The sequence below is a fragment of the Aerococcus sp. HMSC23C02 genome (assembly GCF_001806805.1).
Taxonomy (GTDB): Bacteria; Bacillota; Bacilli; order Lactobacillales; family Aerococcaceae; genus Aerococcus; species Aerococcus sanguinicola.
On sequence record NZ_KV786059.1, the window covers coordinates 17,768 to 36,164 of the forward strand.

The 18,397-nt window shown below is 48.9% G+C and carries 17 protein-coding genes; 6 read left to right on the top strand and 11 right to left on the bottom strand.

What is annotated here, in order from left to right; genetic code table 11:
• Positions 1 to 177: 177 nt before the first annotated feature.
• From rsmG to HMPREF3090_RS06405, 3 genes are all read right to left on the bottom strand, one after another.
• On the bottom strand, positions 178 to 894 hold the full coding sequence (gene rsmG, locus HMPREF3090_RS06395) for a 16S rRNA (guanine(527)-N(7))-methyltransferase RsmG (protein WP_067973711.1): 717 nt from the start codon (positions 892 to 894) through the stop codon (positions 178 to 180).
• Between the two features lie 8 nt (positions 895 to 902).
• Positions 903 to 1,232 (bottom strand): DsrE family protein, encoded by a 330-nt coding sequence (locus HMPREF3090_RS06400; protein WP_067973707.1) that lies wholly within the window; start codon positions 1,230 to 1,232, stop codon positions 903 to 905.
• 253 nt (positions 1,233 to 1,485) lie between these two features.
• Positions 1,486 to 2,646, bottom strand: a complete 1,161-nt coding sequence (locus tag HMPREF3090_RS06405; RefSeq protein WP_067973704.1) for an MFS transporter — start codon at positions 2,644 to 2,646, stop codon at positions 1,486 to 1,488.
• Between the two features lie 545 nt (positions 2,647 to 3,191).
• On the opposite strand from HMPREF3090_RS06405, the gene HMPREF3090_RS06415 reads away from it, so the two are divergent.
• Entirely contained in the window at positions 3,192 to 3,407 is a 216-nt protein-coding gene (locus HMPREF3090_RS06415) for a hypothetical protein (protein WP_067973697.1), read from the top strand.
• A gap of 964 nt (positions 3,408 to 4,371) precedes the next feature.
• Here HMPREF3090_RS06415 and mnmG read toward each other — a convergent pair.
• The 4 genes from mnmG to HMPREF3090_RS06435 form a co-directional block, all read right to left on the bottom strand.
• A complete protein-coding gene (gene mnmG / locus HMPREF3090_RS06420; RefSeq protein ID WP_067973693.1) occupies positions 4,372 to 6,276 on the bottom strand; it encodes a tRNA uridine-5-carboxymethylaminomethyl(34) synthesis enzyme MnmG in 1,905 nt (634 codons plus the stop codon).
• 24 nt (positions 6,277 to 6,300) lie between these two features.
• On the bottom strand, positions 6,301 to 7,692 hold the full coding sequence (gene mnmE, locus HMPREF3090_RS06425) for a tRNA uridine-5-carboxymethylaminomethyl(34) synthesis GTPase MnmE (RefSeq protein ID WP_067973690.1): 1,392 nt from the start codon (positions 7,690 to 7,692) through the stop codon (positions 6,301 to 6,303).
• Positions 7,693 to 7,902: 210 nt separating this feature from the next.
• Positions 7,903 to 8,754, bottom strand: coding sequence for an HAD family hydrolase (locus HMPREF3090_RS06430; protein WP_067973685.1), 852 nt, complete (start codon positions 8,752 to 8,754; stop codon positions 7,903 to 7,905).
• Between the two features lie 82 nt (positions 8,755 to 8,836).
• Positions 8,837 to 9,613 carry a DeoR/GlpR family DNA-binding transcription regulator gene (locus HMPREF3090_RS06435; protein ID WP_070486196.1) on the bottom strand — a complete coding sequence of 259 codons (777 nt, stop codon included), beginning with the start codon at positions 9,611 to 9,613 and terminating at the stop codon, positions 8,837 to 8,839.
• A 214-nt stretch (positions 9,614 to 9,827) separates the two neighbouring features.
• Between HMPREF3090_RS06435 and HMPREF3090_RS06440 the strand changes: the two genes are divergently transcribed.
• Genes HMPREF3090_RS06440 through phnX form a run of 5 tightly spaced genes read left to right on the top strand, consistent with a single transcriptional unit; the run spans position 9,828 to position 15,121 of the window.
• Positions 9,828 to 10,592: an ABC transporter ATP-binding protein gene (locus tag HMPREF3090_RS06440; RefSeq protein WP_067973678.1), complete on the top strand. Its 765-nt coding sequence runs from the start codon at positions 9,828 to 9,830 to the stop codon at positions 10,590 to 10,592.
• Position 10,593: 1 nt separating this feature from the next.
• Positions 10,594 to 12,225: an ABC transporter permease subunit gene (locus HMPREF3090_RS06445; protein ID WP_067973672.1), complete on the top strand. Its 1,632-nt coding sequence runs from the start codon at positions 10,594 to 10,596 to the stop codon at positions 12,223 to 12,225.
• 1 nt (position 12,226) lies between these two features.
• Positions 12,227 to 13,228, top strand: coding sequence for an ABC transporter substrate-binding protein (locus HMPREF3090_RS06450; protein WP_067973669.1), 1,002 nt, complete (start codon positions 12,227 to 12,229; stop codon positions 13,226 to 13,228).
• A gap of 26 nt (positions 13,229 to 13,254) precedes the next feature.
• Positions 13,255 to 14,355, top strand: coding sequence for a 2-aminoethylphosphonate--pyruvate transaminase (locus tag HMPREF3090_RS09915; RefSeq protein ID WP_198434464.1), 1,101 nt, complete (start codon positions 13,255 to 13,257; stop codon positions 14,353 to 14,355).
• Positions 14,342 to 15,121 (top strand): phosphonoacetaldehyde hydrolase, encoded by a 780-nt coding sequence (phnX, locus tag HMPREF3090_RS09920; protein ID WP_067973665.1) that lies wholly within the window; start codon positions 14,342 to 14,344, stop codon positions 15,119 to 15,121. Before HMPREF3090_RS09915 ends, phnX begins: the two co-directional genes overlap by 14 nt.
• Before the next feature lie 437 nt (positions 15,122 to 15,558).
• Here phnX and jag read toward each other — a convergent pair whose 3' ends face one another.
• The 4 genes from jag to rpmH are packed head-to-tail and all read right to left on the bottom strand — an operon-like array spanning position 15,559 to position 18,097.
• Positions 15,559 to 16,641, bottom strand: a complete 1,083-nt coding sequence (gene jag / locus HMPREF3090_RS06465; protein WP_067973662.1) for an RNA-binding cell elongation regulator Jag/EloR — start codon at positions 16,639 to 16,641, stop codon at positions 15,559 to 15,561.
• Between the two features lie 41 nt (positions 16,642 to 16,682).
• Complete coding sequence (gene yidC / locus HMPREF3090_RS06470; protein ID WP_230080837.1) at positions 16,683 to 17,537, bottom strand: membrane protein insertase YidC; 855 nt, start codon at positions 17,535 to 17,537, stop codon at positions 16,683 to 16,685.
• Between the two features lie 43 nt (positions 17,538 to 17,580).
• Positions 17,581 to 17,919, bottom strand: a complete 339-nt coding sequence (gene rnpA, locus HMPREF3090_RS06475) for a ribonuclease P protein component (protein ID WP_067973659.1) — start codon at positions 17,917 to 17,919, stop codon at positions 17,581 to 17,583.
• A gap of 43 nt (positions 17,920 to 17,962) precedes the next feature.
• The gene (gene rpmH / locus HMPREF3090_RS09655; protein ID WP_083272416.1) at positions 17,963 to 18,097 is read right to left on the bottom strand and encodes a 50S ribosomal protein L34; all 135 of its coding nucleotides are present in this window, start codon (positions 18,095 to 18,097) and stop codon (positions 17,963 to 17,965) included.
• Between the last annotated feature and the right edge of the window lie 300 nt (positions 18,098 to 18,397).

Here is an 18,397-nt window from a genome sequence, read left to right on the forward strand (position 1 = left end):
CTTATTCCGACTTACTCCAAGCATCCAAAGCTAATCGCTCTTGCTCTCACCCTTTCCTAGTCGGGTTCAGGCTAGCAGAAATAGCTCCTCTTCACAAAGATCCGCCGAAGACTTGCAGTCTTCTCTGGCTCTTGGCTCCAGAGGGCTATTTCTCCCGCTAGCCCTCACACCCTGTGTTTACTGAATTGGTTTTTTGGCTGGGGTGCCGGGTTTTCTGGGGTATTTGTTGGGGCTTTCTTTTTTCTTGGCGATGCGGATGATGTGGCGTTCGCCGGCGTTTTCGGGGAGTTCGAAGGCGATGTCTTCTAGGAATTTTCCGCCGAGGGTGGCGATGGCTTTCTTGGCGTCCGCGAGTTCGTCTTCTGCCTGGGCCCCCTTCATGGCAACGAAGAGGCCGTCTTTTTTGACTAGGGGGAGGCAGAATTCGGCGAGGACAGAGAGCCGAGCCACGGCGCGGGCGGTGGCTAGGTCATAGTGGGCACGGTGGGCCTTGTTCTGACCGAATGTTTCGGCCCGGTCGTGGATGGCTTGAACCTGGTCTAAGCCGAGTTCGTCAATGACCGTATCCAGGAAGCCAATCCGTTTTTTGAGGCTGTCCACGATCGTGACCTGGAGCTCTGGGAAGGCAATCTTGAGCGGGATACTTGGGAAGCCTGCGCCTGCTCCGACGTCCACTAGGGTCAGCGGACGGCTGAGGTCAACGTGGAAGGCCAGGGTCAGGGAATCGTAGAAGTGCTTGAGGTAGACCTCATCGCGGTCGGTAATGGCAGTGAGATTCATCTTCTCGTTCCATTCGACCAAGAGTTCATAGTAACGGGCGAATTGGGCCATTTGTTGGTCGGTCAGTGAGAGACCTGCGTCTTGGACTTGTTTTTGGAATTGTTCGGGATTCATGGCGCCTCCTAGACTCTAATGTAGGCATAGCGGTCGTGTTGGTAGTCAATCAGGGCTGCTACCCCATCCAGAGCGACAGCTAGGCCGACTTGGGCCACTCGGTCTTCGTCAATGCCCTCCCGCTCTAGGCTGGGTTTGGAGAGTTCGAAGGTCACTCCGCGGTCTAACCAAGGCTTGGCCTGGTCGAGGAGCTCCTCACGGTCAGCCAGACGGACAGCTGCCCCATTGGCAACAACTACCGCTTTAAGGTCAGGGCTTACTTCATAGGCTTTTTCTAAATACGTAAATAAGGTTGGCCATGCTTTCATTTCATGGACATGGAATACCACACGTTTCATTCCGATCGACTCCTTCTCGTCTATTATCACTGTCAGTATAGCATACTTCCTTCCACAAAAAAATCCTCCCAAGTCCGTGCCTAGGAGGATTTAGCTAGTAAGTTTATAACACTTTAGCCACTGGTCACCAATACTAACTAATATAGAACGATTCAATTTCATCACTTCAATAATTAGTATTTTATTTACCAAGCACTATAAACAGGAGCGCAACGGATGCTCACGAGCACCGCTCGTTTCGTAAAGAATAACTTTATTCAAAATTCTTAGGATGGGTCACCACTAGGGCAAGGCCCAGGACGAACATAAAGATGGCAAAGAGCAGGGTCGCGGACAGGCCAAATGACTTCAAGAGGAAGGCCCCCACCCCACTAGCAATCATAATCGACAGGTCGAAACTAGTCGTCTGCAGAGAGATGGCAATGTCTTGGCCTTCTGAGGTTTGCCGGGTGGTGGCTGTCTGCATCAAAGTCGAAATCGGACCGAAGCTGAGCCCCCAGAGGAACATACCGATGAAGCCCAACCAGAGCGAGGAAGCGCCCCAGATGAAGATGGCCATAGCGATAATTCCGATGATAAAAACCGTCAGCATAATGGACTTGAGATGGTCGTCGATGAGACGGGCCACCGCAACCACCGCACAGATAGCTCCGAGTCCAAAGACAATCTGCATGGCTTGAAGGCCCATGCCCAAGCGTTCAGCAATCATTTGAATGTAGACATAGCTGGTGTAGTGGGCGCAGACGAAGAGGAAGGTGAGGACAACGACCATCATCACATTGCGGTTCTTCACCATATCCTTGGGGCTGATCAAGTGAGCGCTGGATTGGCCAGGGACTGAGGGCAGGAGCTTATAACCCAGAGCGGCGACGATGAAGAAACCTAGCGCCACCATCCCAAAGGCCAGCCGCCAGTGCATGGCCTGGCCGATGTAAGTCATCAAGGGCACGCCCAGGCTCAGGCCAATCGTTGAACCTGAGAAGACCAGGGTTACCGCCCGACCAGCATGGGCAGCCGGCACCATCTGCAGGGTGTAGGCCGCCAACATGGACCACATCAAGCCGGCACAGACCCCACCGATCAAGCGGGCCCCCATAACCAACCAGAAGTAAGGCGAGATGGCCGTCAGTAAATTTCCCAGGCCAAAGCCTAAGACTACCGCGATCAAGAGGGGACGGCGGTTGACCTTGGTCACTAGCCGGGTCACGGGAATCGCTCCCAAGGCGGCTGTCAAGGCATAGGCCCCCACGAACTGACCCACCATGGAATAATCCGCTGACAGGCTCTCACCCATCTCCCGCAACAAACCCGCAGGCAGCAGTTCAGAAATAATCGCTAATAATGTAATCACACTCATCAGGAGAATCACCGGCCAGGGCATGGCTTGGTCATTTCCCCGTAAACTTCTCGTCATATTCTACCTCCACTCTAAAAGCTTCACCAATATCATTGTATTCGATCATTTTGGCAATCTTTGATCGAAAAGTCAAGCTTAGCCCCCTAAAAGATTCATGAGAAAAGGGATGGACTAGTTGCTGGGAATTGAACTTGCCGCTAAAGCACCTAGTGAATATAGAAACTGAGTAAGCAATTCTCTTGACGGAACGGTCATTTCGATTAAGGAACAATGAACCATATAAGAATTGCTTCATAAATAGCGAATAGAAGGCAAGCTCTTTGAAAGCGCTTCTTATTCTTGTTAAAATAAAAGTGTAAATGAAAGACAGACAGCGAAAGGAGAGGCGTTTTATGGATAGAGTTCACCAATTCTTATACCGCACACCGGAATTAATCAAATTGCTCATTATAGCTGGTCTGCTCATTAGTAATTACATCTTGCTGATCGAGCACTTCTCCTCACCTAGCCATCGGATGCTCCTCTCTCTTTCCTTTTTCATCCTTGCTGGTATTTTAGGTATGGTCTTTCGCAGACCGAAGACTAAGAAATAGAGGGATTTCATGGATTTCTTTAAGCAGTATAAAAATCAATTGATCGGCTATTCGACTCGGATTTTTATTGTCTATTCTGTCCTCAGTATTTTCCGCGACTTTGACTCTTGGGAGAACTACTTCTTCCGCCTCTTCATTTTTGTCATCTCTATAGCCATTATGTGTTGGCCACTGACCCGCTTGGCCAAGTATTTCTATGAAGAAGGCAAGAAAGATCGTCAGTGATAGGAGGTGAAGCAAAGGTAAGGCCGACTTACTTTTAAATGTATGAAACATTCTAATTCATTAATCTATCTTTTTCTATTTTTCAACCTGATAGCTTTTGTCCATGCAGATCAAAGCATCCAATATTTCTTACTCAGCCTATCCACCGCCCTCTTCCTCCTTCTAGCAGTGAAGGATCAACGGGCTCGGAAGTCAAAGGAAAAATAAATCATATTGTATACGACCAGCAAGCTTCTGAAGGCTCGGAGCTGCTGGTCGATTTTATTTATTGGATTGGAATAGCGCTGACTTAAGGCCTGGGCCTTACTTAGCACAAGCAGAAAAACCAAGCCTACAAGGTCCTTCATCCTTGTAGGCTTGGTTTTCCTTATTTTTTAGCGATTCTTGATAAGGCCAGACCACACTCGAGACACTTGAGTGTGTGTTAGCCCCCAGTAAGCCTCACTCGAAGGGCTTGAGTGGGTGTTGGAATCTAGCAAGCCCCATTCGAAGACCCCGACTGTGTCTTGAAACCCAGCAATCCCCACTCGAAAGTCTCGATTGTGTGTTGACAGCAGCCAACCCACAATCCAGGCTTTTGTTTGAAGGTTGATTAGAGGTAGAGAAGATCGAATTTCAGAATACAGTAAGATAGACACTCTTTGATTTTTAGTGATACTGCATACTAAGAATTGAATCAAAATTACTTAACCAGGTCCTTATGAGCAAGAGTGGAGCTTTGAATTTGATCCTTAGCCATGAAAAAGCAAGCGAAGAGAATTACGGATCGTAGGCTCTAGCCGTACGAACCGTTTGAATCTCGCTAGGTGAGAGACCATGGCTCGAACCGGTGCTATGCTTTAGCCGTTGGAGCGATAGCGACTTACGGATAAAGTACAAGACGGCTTTAGCCAGTGTTGATCCTCTGAATATTTAAGGATCAAATTCAAAAGCATAACGGATGCTCACTAGCACAATTTATATTCTACACCCTCCTCTTAACTTTCCCTGATTGTAAGTAGACAGCAAGGATAGAGATGTCGGCGGGGTTGACGCCGGAGACGCGGCTGGCTTGGGCCAGGGTGCGAGGGCCGATTTCGGCGAGGCGTTGGCGGGCTTCGGTGGCGATACCTTCAATAGCATCCCAATCGATGTCTTCAGGGATGACCTTGGATTCCATCCGGTGGAGTTTGTCAACGTTGCGCTGGGCTTTTTCGATGTAGCCGGCGTATTTGACTTGGATTTCGACTTGGTCCCAGACTTCGTGGGGGTAGTCGGTGTCGGATGGGGCGAATTTCAAGATATCAGTAATCTTGAGTTCGGGGCGTTTGAGGAGGTCAGCGGCCAGGATGCCGTCCTTCAAGCGGGAAGACCCCTTGTCCTCTAGGTAAGCTTGGAGCTCAGCAGTTGGCTTGAGCCGGGTCGTTTGTAGGCGGTTGAGCTCGGACATGACGGCATTTTGTTCGAAGAGATAGCGTTGGTAGCGCTCGTCCGTTACCAGGCCGAGCTGGCGGCCGTATTCGGTCAGGCGCAGGTCGGCATTGTCGTGGCGGAGGAGGAGCCGGTATTCGGCCCGGGAAGTGAGGAGGCGGTAGGGTTCCGTCGTCCCCTTGGTGACCAGGTCATCCACCATGACGCCGATATAAGCTTCGTCACGACCAATAATGAAGGGGTCCTTGCCCTGGATCTTCAAGGCCGCATTAATCCCTGCATAGAGACCTTGGCCAGCTGCTTCTTCATAGCCCGAGGTCCCATTAGTCTGGCCAGCTGTATAGAGGTTGTCAATATGCTTGGTTTCAAAAGTCATCTTCAATTGGTTAGGTCGAACCACATCATATTCGATAGCGTAGCCATCACGCATAATGCGGGCCTTTTCCAAGCCCTTGATGGAGTGGATCATAGCTTCTTGGACTTCTTCAGGCATGGAGGTGGACAGGCCTTGAACATAGATTTCATTGGTATAGCGGCCTTCCGGTTCCAAGAAGAGTTGGTGCTTGTCCTTGTCGGCAAAGCGCACAATCTTGTCTTCAATGGATGGGCAATAACGAGCACCGACCCCGTCCACAATCCCCGTGAACATAGGCGCCCGGTCTAAATTTTCGCGGATAATCTCATGGGTACCTTCATTGGTATAGGTCAACCAGCATGGAATCTGCTCGTCAGCGGGTAGGTAGTCTTCGTCATCAGAGAGGAAGCTGAAGTGGTGGGGCGTTTCGTCCCCAGGTTGGATGCTGGTTTGGTCATAGTCGACACTATCCTTGGCCACACGGGGTGGAGTCCCGGTCTTAAAGCGGACAATGTCAAAGCCATATTTCTCAGCTAGGTTCTTGGTCAGTTCAGTGGCTGCCTGGGAGTTATTGGGACCAGAAGAATATTTCAGGTCGCCGATAATAATTTCACCCCGGGCAGCTGTCCCAACGGTTAGAATAACGGCCTGGCTACGGAAGACCGCTCCAGTTTCCGTGATGACGCCCCGACACTGGCCTTCTTCAACAACTAAGTCACTGACAATGCCTTGGCGCAAGTCTAAGTTTTCTTGGGCTTCGACGGTTTGGCGCATGGTCCGGGCATAGGCTTCCTTGTCGGCTTGGGCGCGAAGGGCACGCACAGCCGGCCCCTTGCCCACATTGAGCATCCGCATTTGGATGTAGGTCTTATCGATATTGACCCCCATTTCACCACCGAGGGCATCGATTTCGCGGACGACAACTCCCTTAGCCGGCCCACCGATCGAGGGGTTACAAGGCATGAAGGCCACCATATCGATAGAAATCGTGATAAGGAGGGTCTTTTGTCCCATCCGAGATGTCGCTAGCGCCGCCTCACAGCCTGCATGGCCAGCACCAACAACAATGACATCATAGTCTCCAGCTGCAAATTGTTCTACCATTCTTTCATCCTTTCTTTATGTCCATTACTTGCCCAAACAGAATTGGGTAAAGAGTTGGGTAATCAGTTCATCAGGAGCGCTCTCGCCGGTAATTTCACCCAGCAAGTCCCAAGCCCGGGTAAAGTCGATCTGGATGAGGTCTACCGGCATGCCGGCTGCAATTCCCGCTTCCACATCATCCAGGGCTTGGTCGGCCTTCTGCAAGAGGTCGATGTGGCGGGAATTAGTCACATAAGTGGCATCCCGTTCGCCCGTCTGCCCGCTAAAGAAGAGGTCTGCAATGTCTTCTTCTAGGCGATCCAAGCCACTCCGTTCGACCATCGACGTTTCGATCACGGGATCATCGCCTAAGTAGGTCGCTAATTCGGTCCGATCAAGTTTTTGGGGGAGGTCGGTCTTATTGAAGATGATAATCCGCTGGCTCCCTGACGTTAGTTCCAATAATTCCCGGTCCATATCGGTCAAAGGCTCGCTCTGGTTGAGCAAAAGAAGGACCAGGTCCGCTTGTTCTAAGGCTTGGCGGGACCGTTCCACGCCGATTTTTTCCACCTGGTCATCGGTTTCCCGGATCCCGGCCGTATCGATCAGTTTCAAGGGCACGCCGCGGACATTGACATATTCTTCAATGGTGTCGCGGGTGGTCCCTTCGATATCGGTCACGATGGCCTTGTCTTCTCTAAGCAAGGTATTGAGCAAGCTGGACTTGCCCACATTAGGGCGGCCGATAATAGCGGTATTCAGACCATCACGCAGGATCTTCCCTTGCTTGGAGGTGGCTAGTAGGGACTGGATGCCTTCCTTAACTTGGGCTGTCTTCTCAGCGAGCAAGGAGAGGGTCATCTCTTCCACATCATCATATTCCGGGTAATCAATGTTCACCTCGACCTGGGCCAGGGTATTGAGGATGTCCTGGCGCAGGTCCTTGATAATGGAAGACAAGTGGCCGTCCAAGTGGTTGACCGCCTGCTGCATGGACCGGTCAGTCTTAGCCCGGATCACATCCATCACGGCTTCCGCCTGGGTCAAGTCAATCCGCCCGTTCAGGAAGGCCCGCTTGGTGAATTCCCCCGGTTCCGCCATGGTGCAGCCCTCGCGCAGGGCCAATTCCAAGATCCGCTGGGTCGCCAGCATTCCCCCATGGCAGTTAATCTCCACAATATCTTCCCGGGTAAAGGTCCGCGGCGACCGCATCACGCTCACCATAACTTCATCAATTTCCTCGTCCGTTTTGGGGTCCACAATATGCCCGTAGTGGATGGTGTGACTATCTTGGTCCACCAAGTGCTTCTTCCCCATCCGATAAATCTTATCCGCAATCTCAACCGCTTCCGTCCCTGACAGGCGCACAATCCCAATCGCCCCTTCACCAGGCGCCGTCGAAATCGCAGCAATCGTATCAAAAGCTTCCGTAAACATAAACCCACGCTCCCTTTCCTTATCATTCTTAGTGTCTAAGTCAGCTAGTCGTTATTTTTAATTTTTCTAATAAAAAAAGTGCCTAGTCTGCCCCCTAGAAACTAGGCAGCAGACGGACACTTTGACTGTCGTTGCTTAATGTTAAATATAAAGTCGACCATATTATACCGATTCTTTTGGTATTTGTAAACTACTTGCGCTGGATTTTTTCTAGTCAGCTGACCGCACAAATTCTTCCATAAAGTCCAAATTCCCTGCTTCCAAATAGCGGTTGAGGACTTGGAGCACAGCCCCTTCGTTATTGCTGCCGATTTCGTAGCGGCAGAGGGACTTGAGGTCGGGGTCGGCGTTGGACATGGCAACCGAATAGCCCACTTCTCCCATCATAGAAGCATCATTCAGGCTATCCCCGAAGGCCATAGTCTCTTCTGGTTGAATCTGATACTTATCTTGCAAGTAGCGCACAGCCGACCCCTTGCCGCCATCCGCATTGATAAAGTCCATCCACATGGTCGCGGAAGTTACCCCTGTGATACGAGGGAATTTGGCGTTCATTTGAGTCACAAATTCCTTATTGGCAGCTAGTCCTTCAAAAGAATTCACAGCTAATTTGACCGGATGGTGGCCCAAATCTTCAAGTTCAGCATAGGAAGACAAGGAGATAATGTCTGGACAGTAGATGCGGATATTGGCCTCATTCTCTTCCAATAGGCGGGTGGAATAGAAGCGGTCACCGGCACTGACCAGGGAACTATAGTAAGGGTTGGCGTGGACTTCTCGGTCCAGGGCTAGTAAGTCATCGAGGGCAATCACCTTCTCTTCAATCCGCTGGCCGTCCTTTTCGATGACATTGCCATTCTCACCGGCCAAGTAAACTAAGTCTTGCAGAGACCCGGACAGGTAGTATTCCAACTTGGATAGGCTATTGCCACTGGCGATGCAGACGACCACACCGCGTTTTTGTAAGTCTTGGACAATTTCCAAGAAGGCTGCCGCATCATAGGTCTTATCCGACCGCAAGAGGGTCTCATCCATATCAATAGCAAGTAATTTAACTGTCATAACGAACCTCCATATCTTCCGAACGCACTCTCTGGCATTATAGCATGCTGGACCAGTCTTGAAAAGCACCAGCCTGGGCAGCTTAAGGGCTGACCTCTGGGCTAGTTTCAATAAGATTTAGGCCTTGGTCGAGAAGAACCTTCTTCAAATTAGCATCTGGGCAAGCGTCTACAATCAGGGTCTCAATCGCTGACAGAGGGGCGAACTGTTCGAGGGTATGCTGGTTTAACTTGGAATGGTCGCAGAGGACGTAATTATGTTCCGCATTGGCAATCATCTGCCGGCGGACCTGGTTCTCATCGAGATGGTAGTCGGTAAAACCCTGGTCAGCTGAGACGCCGCTCGCCCCCAAGAAACACCGGTCTGCATAATACTTCTTTAAGGCCAGGACAGTGTCTGGACCGGAAGTCGACATTTCCTTGACCCTTAAATTACCGCCCAGTAGGATCACAGTAAAGGCAGCCTTCTCCCTTAAATCGATAGCAACTTGGACATTATTGGTGATAATGGTTAATTGGTTGAAGGCTGAAAGATAAGGAACCATGGCGGCAGTGGTGGTCCCCATATCAATAAAAAGGGTCTCCCCTTCCTTCACGAATTGGGCAGCTTGACGAGCGATAGCATCCTTTTCTTTAGGAAAGTGTTGCTTACGCTGGTGGGCTTCCGGTTCGATGGCAACCTTGTTGGAGACTGCTCCACCGTGAACCTTCTGCAAGAGTCCCTTGCTTTCCATCACGTCAATATCATTATGGATGGTTTGTCTAGATAAATTAAAGTAATCACTCAATTCAGAAGTTTTGACCACCTGCTGGCTAGCCAATAGTTCAAGAATCTTTTTGTGGCGTTCAGCTTGGAGCATCCCAACCCCTTCCTTTCCTCTATTTTACTTTCTTCTTTACAAATCTTAACATAAATTGTCAATTTTGAATGCTTTGGAGGGTCAAATACCGGGAATAATTTACTGATAATTAACGGCATTTTTACATCAAGTTTACATTAGCTGTGTATACTTGAGTTAGTTCGAACTAATGTTAATCAATGTAAAAATATGTCTATTGAAAGGAGTCCTTATCTTGCTTGAGTTAATCAATATCACCAAGAGCTATGGCGACACCCAAGTCCTCCACGATATCAATCTCACGATTGAAGATAGCGACATCGTCTCCATCCTCGGTCCATCTGGATGCGGCAAGACCACCCTCTTGAACCTCATCCTCGGCCTGATTCCAGCAAGTTCTGGTCAAATTCTCTACCAGGGCAAAGATATTACCGATACCCCCATGGAAAAACGTGGCTTTAATATTGTCTTCCAAGACTATGCCCTCTTCCCTAACCTTAATGTCTATGACAACATCACCTACGGCCTAAAGAATAATCCCGAGATTTCGAGTCAAGCAGAGGTCCAAGACCTCATCCAATTGCTCAACTTGGAGAAGCACCTGGAGAAATCTATCCGTCAATTATCGGGTGGTCAGAAGCAGCGGGTCGCTCTGGCACGAACCCTGGTGATGAAACCTAAGATCCTCCTCCTCGATGAACCCCTCAGTGCACTGGATGGGGTCATCAAAGAACAGATTAAGGAGCGCATCCATACCATCGCTAAGAAATACCAATTGACGACCATCATGGTAACCCACGATCCTGAAGAAGCACTGACCCTATCCGATAAAGTCATCATCTTAAACCAAGGCCATGTGGAACAATATTCAGCCAGCCAAAAGATTGTTAGCCAACCAGCGACTGATTTCGTGGACCAATTCATTCTGAACCAGTTGCGAATCAAACGCGACAATATTGTCGGCCTCTTCCAGGAAGAACCGGTAAAGGAGAGGGTCTAGGATGAGAGAGTCAAAGACAAGTACTATCCTCAGCTGGATCATCATTGCTTTCTTCCTCTTGGCCCTGGTCTATCCTTTAATTAATTCCTTTATGGTTGCTTTCCTAGAAGATGGACACTTTACCCTCCAGCACTTCCAAAATGTCTTCCAAGCCGGCAATATTGGGCAAGTGTTTAAGAACAGTTTGGTGATTGCCCTCAGCTCGGCGCTCCTCTCAGTAGTGATTGCCTTCTTAATGGCCTTTGGGGTTAATTTTACCAACATGTCCCCAGGTCTCAAGCGGGCTCTGAGCTTGTTGATTATGATCCCCATGCTGCTACCGACAATTACTTATGGCTTTACCATCATCTATTCCATCGGTAACCAGGGACTCTTTACCCGGCTCTTAAATATGGAAGCTCCTGATTTTTATGGTTTCAAAGGGCTCTTGCTCGGCTATACCATCTATACCCTGCCCGTGACCTTCCTGATGATCAATAACGGGATGACCTTTATTGATAAGCGTTTCACTCTTGTGTCGCGCTTGATGGGAGACACTTATCTCAAGCGGGTCTGGACGACCATCCTGGTGCCCCTCCTTCCGTCACTAGGAGCTGCTGTTATCCAAGCCTTCTTTATGGCCTTTACTGATTATGGGATCCCTTCCTATATCGGTGGGAGCTATGAAGTCATTGCGACCTCCCTCTACAACCAAATGCTAGGAACCATTCCTAATTTCAATCATGGGGCCGTGATTTCTCTACTCATGCTCCTACCATCCGTAATCTCCATGGCCATCCTCCACTACTTGGACAAAAAATCCATTGAATACGACAATTTCTCTGATTTTAGGGCCAAGGAGAACAAGGGCCGCGACCTCTGCTTTGCGATCTTATCTCTATTAGTGATCGCCTTGATCATTATTATCTTCATCCCGATCTTCATTGTACCTTTCACAGAGTCTTGGCCTTACAACCTGTCCTGGACCAGCAAGCACTTGGTGTCAGCCTTCAAGGATTCAACCATTACCAAGGCCTTCACCAACTCGCTCTTCATCAGTCTCTTAGTTGCTGTCATCGGTACGGGGCTGGCTTACTTTGCTGCCATTCTCACAACTCGGAGCAAGCAGCGCCCGATCATCCAAAAAGCTATCGACCTCATGGCTACCATCTCCAATACGATTCCGGGTATGGTGCTGGGGCTAGCCTTCCTCTTGGTGATCAATGGAACTCCACTTAAATCAACCTTCACGATCATCATTATTGCTAATATTATCCACTACTTCTCTACCCCCTACCTCACCCTGAAGAGCAGTCTCGACAAGCTCTCTAAATCTTGGGAAACCACGGCCGCCCTCATGGGAGATAACTTCTTCCAAACCGTTTGGCGGATCCTGACTCCCAATGCGGTCACTGCCCTTCTCGAAGTCATGAGTTATTACTTTACCAATTCCATGGTAACCATCTCCGCTGTCGTTTTCCTATATTCAACACGGACCATCCTCATGACAACCAAGATCCAAGAACTCCAGTACTACAATAAATTCAACGAGGTCTTCATCCTATCTATCATGCTTTTCCTCACGAATTTAATCGTACGTGCCGTCTTTAACTATCTCAGCCAACGCAATCAAAAGAAAATGGAGGCTCATTAAAATGAAACGATTCAAAAAATCGCTACTCTCTTTACTCGCCCTGGTCTGCTTAATCGCCTTACCTCTGAGCGCTTGTTCATCCTCTTCCGACAAGGTCATTATCTACTCCAATGCGGATGACGAAGCTATTGCAGCCATTGAAAGCAGCCTAAATGAAGAAGGCTATGAAGGCCAATACGAGATCCAAACCTTCGGCACCTCTGAATTAGGAGGCAAACTCCTCGCTGAAGGCAAAGACATCGAAGCTGATATGGTCACCATGTCAACCTTCTACCTAGAATCTGCCCAAAACCAACATCAAATGTTCCAAGACCTCGCTTGGGACGTCAATACCCAACAAGAATTTCCGAGCTACGCCGCTCCTCTAACTGTCCAAGAAGGAGCCATCATCGTTAATGATGAAATGGTTAAATCTGAAAACTTAGACTTGCCACAGTCCATCAAAGACTTGGCAGATCCTAAATATGAAGGCAAAGTTGCTGTAGTCGACATTGATTCCTCATCCACTGCTTGGTTAATGGTCCAAGCCCTAATCGCTGAATACGGTGAAGCTGAAGCCCAAGATATCCTTGCCGGGATCTACAAGAATGCCAGCAACCATATCGAATCTTCCGGTTCTGGCCCATTGAATAAGGTTGTCAGCGGGGAAGTTCCATTCGGCTTTGGTTTACGCCACCAAGTTGCTGTTAAACAAAATGAAGGGGCACCTATTTCTCTTATTGACCCAGCAGAAGGGAACTTCTCCCTCACCGAATCAGTTGCTGTTATCGACAAAGAAGACAGTGAAAAGGCTGAACTCGCCCAAAAAATGAGTGAAGCTATTATCAAGAAGGGCCGCCCTAAGGTTCAAGAATTCTATCCTGTTGCCCTCTATGAAGGTGAAGAAACCGACGCCAGCAAACAATCCGCCAAGCCTAAACAATTCGACGAAGCCTTGACTGCTGAATTATTGGCCAAACACCAAGAAATTTCTCAAAAAGCCAAGGAACAAGCCCAACAATAATTTTTGTTTAGAAAGAAGTGTTTATTTTGACTCCCTATAAATTACTCACGCCCGGCCCCCTCACAGTGACAGACCGTGTCCGCCAAGCCATGGACTTCGATTATTGTACCTGGGACGAGGATTATAAAGCCGTCACCCAAAAGATCCGCCACGACTTGCTCCAGATTGCTGGAGTGGATCCTGAGCGCTACACAAGCATTCTCCTCCAGGGCAGTGGGTCCTATGCTGTCGAGGCCTGTTTGTCGACCTTCAGCTATCCCGGTTCTAAGTTCCTGATCCTATCTAATGGTAAGTACGGTGAACGGATGCTCCAGATGGCTGACTACCAGCACTTAGACTATGAGACTTACAAGGTTGGCTATGATGAAGTCCACGATCCCCAAGTCTTGGACTGCCTACTCGACAATAATCCTGACATTAGCCATGTCATGATGGTCCACTCTGAGACGACTTCAGGCATTCTCAATCCGATTGCTGACATCGCCCAGGTTGCCAAGGCCCACGATTGCTTCTTCTTTGTCGACGCCATGTCCAGCTTCGGTGGGGTCCCCATTGATATGACCCCTATCGATGCCCTCATCACCAGCGCCAATAAGTGCATCCAAGGCGTTCCTGGCTTCGCCATTGTGATTGTACGCAAGGACTTGATTGAAGCCAGCAAGGGGAATTCTTCTACTCTCTCTTTAGACCTCTTCGACCAATACCAAGAGATGGCTAAAGACGGGAAATGGCGGTATACCTCCCCTACCCATGTGGTCATGGCCTTCAATGAAGCCCTCAAGGAATTTAAGGAGCGCGGCGGGGTAGAAGCCCAGCACGCCCGCTATCAGAAGAACCAAGAACTCTTACAGGAAGGGATGGAAGCCCTCGGTTTTACAGCCTATGTCCCTAAAGAAAATCAAGGACCAATCATCACGACCTTCCTCTATCCAGAAGGGCAAACCTGGGATTTCCAAGATATGTACCACTACATCAAAGAACGGGGTTATGTGATCTATCCCGGTAAACTCACCGATGTCGATACCTTCCGCATCGGTAATATCGGTGAGATTTACCCTGAAGATATCGAACGCGTCTTAGACATTTTTAAAGCTTATATGGAGGAAAATAACAATGACAAAAACTAAATTATTGATCTGTGACTGGGCTGGAACGACTGTCGACTATGGCTGTTTCGCTCCCATCCAAGCCCTAAAATTAGCCTTCGAAAAGGCTGATATCTCGGTAAGTGATGAGGAATTACGCCAACCCATGGGCATGGGCAAAAAAGACCATATCCGCACCATGCTCCAAATGCCGCGCATTGAAGCAGCCTGGACGGATACCTACAGCAAGGCCCCCAATGAAGAGGATGTCGAATCCCTCTACAGCAACTTTAACGAAGCCATCCTAGACACCCTAAAGGCTCCTGAATACGCCCAACCCAAGCCTGGTGTTGTCGAAGGTATAGACAGATTACGGCAAGCTGGCATCTCTATCGGGGCTAGCACCGGCTACACCGCTGAAATGATGGAACTCGTTGAACCAGCTGCTGCTGACCAAGGCTATGCTCCAGACTACTCCGTCACGTCAGAACAAGTTGGGCATCTCGGACGTCCCTACCCCTACATGATTTTCGCTAACATGGCGCACTTTGAGATTGAAAGTGTTGATGAGGTCGTAAAAATTGGGGATACCCTAACAGATATCAAAGAAGGTCGACACGCTGGCGTCCTATCCTGTGCCGTTATCGAAGGCTCTTCTGAAATGGCCCTAAGCCAGGAAGAATTCGAGGCCCTATCAGCCACTGACCAAGACCAATTAAAAGAAAAAATCCGCCAAAAGATGCTAGACGCAGGAGCCGACCAAGTCTTTGACCGCTTCGAAGACCTAGTTGCCTACTTAATCGACTAAGATAAGAAAAAAAGATGAAGGATACTGAGAGTCCTTCATCTTTTTCTTTGTTTAAATTTTAGGGTGCTTGCTCGCGGCCTTTAGTCGGGTTCGCAGTTGCAGACTTGAAGTGACTTCACCCAATCGGAACGATCGGCTAAAGCCGCTCTTTTCCGTTTGGGCTCCAGTCATTCAAGTCTGGACGCAACTGCTCTCACCCTTTTTAGTCGGGTTCGACTTGGCAGACTTGGAGTGATTTCACAAAACAGAAACGAGCGAATGCTTCGCTCTTATTCTGTTTTGCTCCAATCATCCAAGCCTAAGCGCCAAGTCTCGCACCCTTCAAGTCGGGTTCGAGGATGCAGAAAGGGCTCCTCTTCGCAAATTGCCGTCGAAGGCTTGCAGCCTTCTCTGGCATTTTACTCCAGAGGTCCCTTTCTCCCGCACCCTCTCACACCCTAGTGGCGATAGTCAACAATCAAATACCGGTGGGGCTCGCGACCCTCGGACCGGGTTTCGATGTGGTCATACTTGGAGAGGGCTTGATGGACGATCTTTCGCTCGTTGGCGGGCAAGGGGGAGAGTTGGACGGAGGATTGTTTGACCGTCACTTCATCTGCTGTGCGTTCCGCCAAGCGTTCCAAGGTCTTCAAGCGGCGTTCCCGGTAGTCGCCGACATTAACTACAACATTGACGCGGTTACGGACATGCCGGTGGACGAGTACCTTGGCTAGGGCTTCTAGGGAATTCAAGATCTTACCGTGTTTGCCGATGACGAGGCCTGGCTTATCGGTATTAATGTGGTAGATAATCTCGCGATCATGATCCTCCACATCTACTGTAACGTCAACCCCATAAGCTTCGCAGACATCAATAATATAACGGGCGGGGAAGTCGACATCGTAGAAAACTTTGTCATTTTCCTCTTCAACCGATGTGTCTTCTTCCTCCTCTTGGCGTCCCGCTTGATCGGCCTGTTCTGAAGCTTGAGTACTAGCTTCCACCTCTTCTGCAGCTGCTACTTCTTCGGTGTCCACGTCTTGGACTGCTTCTTCTTGCTTGCTCGTCTCAACGCCTGTTTCTTCTTCAGAAACGGATTCTTGGACAGGGTCAGCTAGGGGACGGCCGTCTTCCTGGGCCTCATCCTTCGCGAGGACAGGCGCTTCTTCAGCTGAAATCGCTTGGACTTCTTCGACAGAATCGCTAGCGGGATCATGCCCTTGTTGGCTCCGGGCTTGCTTATCGTCTGCGACATAGACAGAGGACGTACTCGCCTCATTGGTCGGATCAGCGACCGACTTGCTAACGGGGTCATCTGGATCGTCAGCATCCTCTGTAGCTTCTGTTTGGCCTTCTTCTGAGTGATCAGCTGCCTTGACAAATAATTTAACAATGGCATCACGGGCCCCAATGCCTAGGAAACCCTTGCGTGCTTCCTGCAGCACTTCCACTTCAACTTCTTCTTGGGCGACTCCTAATTCTTTTAAACCAGCCTTGATGGCGGCTTCCACAGAGTCGGCTTGAAATATTTTGGCTTGCATGCTTGCTTCAAACTCCTTTCACTCATTGACTCTTTCATTGCTTAGCGCTTCTTTTTGGTCGTCCGTGGGTGGCGTTTAGCTTTTTCCAAACGTTTCTCGAGGTCGCGCTCCGCCTTTTCCTTCTCTAAGCGGGCTTCCCGCTTCTTATAAGGGTTATTCAAAATGAGCGTCTGACCAATGGTGAAGGCATTCGATGCCACCCAGTAGAGAGCGATAGCACTTGGCAGCGTCGCCCCCATAAAGAGAATCATGGCAGGCATCATCCACTGCATGGCAGCCATGCTCTGGTTACTTTGCGGGTTGCCGATCGTCATCAGGCGGGTATTGTACCAGGTTAAAGCGGCAGCTAGGACAGGTAAGATAAAGTAAGGGTCTGGTTGACCGAGTTCCATCCATAAGAAGTGACCATTGCTGAGCACTTCGGTCCGGCTGATCGCCTGGTAGAGACCCATAAGAATAGGCAATTGGATCAGCATAGGCAGACAGCCTGAGAGGGGATTATAGTCATACTTCTCATTAAGCTTGGCCATTTCCTCTTCCAGCTTTTGCTGGGTTTCTGGGTCCTTTGAGGCATATTTTTCACGCAGGGCCTGCATTTCAGGTTGGACTACCTGCATCTTTTCTGTGCTCTTAATCTGATAATGGTAGAGAGGCACCAGGACTAGGCGAATGATTAAGGTAAAGATAATAATCCCTAGGCCGTAATTCCCTCCGAAGAGGTCTGATAGCCAGATAATCAAACGCGAGAAACTATAGACAATATAGCGGTCCCAAAAACCGGTAGATTCCGCTGTGATGGGTTCACGTGCCGTTGCACAAGCCCCCAAGAAGAGGGGCAAGGCCATTAAGACTAAGCTAAGGCTTAGCTTTTTTTTGGTCCAAAATTTTGATTTCAATTGACTCCTCCCAAATATCTGTCGTCCAGCCCGACTGCCTGGCCTAGGATTTAAAGATGCCAGCTAAGTTGAAGACGTGCTCGAGGCTCTTCTTAATTTCAGCCATGGACATCTGGGCCGTGGGTTTACGGGCAATTACAATAAAGTCTTGGTTAGGGCGAATGGCATCTCGCAGTTCATAAACGGACTGGCGGATCCGGCGCTTGACATAGTTACGAGTCACCGCATTGCCAATCTTCTTACCGACGGAGATCCCCAGGCGAAAATGCGCTTGTTCCTTATCTATAGTATAAACAACAAACTGACGGTTTGCAGTACTTTTACCTTGGTGGAAGACCCGACCAAAGTCTGCTTCAGATTTCACCCGATAGGCCTTACGCATTTAAATCCCCCCTAAAAAAAATAAGACCACAGCTTTTGTGGTCTTAAGCAGAAATAACTTTTCTTCCTTTACGACGGCGAGCTGCTAATACGCGACGTCCGTTTTTAGTACTCATACGTTTACGGAAACCATGTTTCTTTTGGCGTGAACGTTTATTTGGTTGGTAGGTTCTCTTCATGACTACACCTCCTATGATGATTGAATGTTTTTATCATTTGATTTCAACCTGTCGACTTGCTATTGAAAAGTTGAATGTCAACACAAGGGTTATTTTACCATAACACAAGCGATTGACTCAAGCCCTTTTTCGGATAAATTTCTATTTTTTTCTTCACAATTGTGGATTTCTTTTAAACAAGGAGGTGGATAAAGCGACTTGTGGGTAAGTTTTCCCAGCCTTCTTCACAGGCTTGTGGACATATCAACAGAATGTTAATTGTTATCCACAGCTGTGAATAAGTCTTGGAAAGTGTTGATA